Origin of the sequence: Serratia sp. Je.1.23.a (assembly GCF_051129805.1) — a bacterium.
Taxonomy (GTDB): Bacteria; Pseudomonadota; Gammaproteobacteria; order Enterobacterales; family Enterobacteriaceae; genus Serratia; species Serratia liquefaciens.
Window position 1 is genome coordinate 1 of sequence record NZ_JBCPSR010000035.1, and the last position, 510, is coordinate 510.

Here is a 510-nt window from a genome sequence, read left to right on the forward strand (position 1 = left end):
CTTACCACTTTGTGATTCATGACTGGGGTGAAGTCGTAACAAGGTAACCGTAGGGGAACCTGCGGTTGGATCACCTCCTTACCTAATGATATTGATTCGCGTGAAGTGCTCACACAGATTGTCTGATAGAAACGTAATGAGCAAAAGCGCTACCTGTTGATGTAATGAGTCACTGACTCATGCTGATACGAACCGATTAAGACAGTCAGTTTAATCGGATTTTCGTGTCCCCATCGTCTAGAGGCCTAGGACACTGCCCTTTCACGGCTGTAACAGGGGTTCGAATCCCCTTGGGGACGCCAATCCGATAATGAGTGAAAGACATTATCACCGGTTCTTGAAACCGAAAACATCTTAAAGATGACTCTTGCGAGTCGTGTTTAAGATATTGCTCTTTAACAATCTGGAACAAGCTGAAAATTGAAACATGACAGCTGAAACTTATCCCTCCGTAGAAGTATTGGGGTAAGGATTAACCTGTCATAGAGTCTCTCAAATGTAGCAGCACGA

At 44.3% G+C, this 510-nt stretch carries 1 tRNA gene and 1 rRNA gene; both read left to right on the forward strand.

From position 1 onward, the window contains the following. Positions 1-81, forward strand: a 16S ribosomal RNA gene (locus tag AAZT04_RS26055); the annotation flags it as partial. A 145-nt stretch (positions 82-226) separates the two neighbouring features. Then, positions 227-302: transfer RNA gene (locus AAZT04_RS26060), tRNA-Glu, on the forward strand. The last annotated feature ends 208 nt before the right edge of the window (positions 303-510 follow it).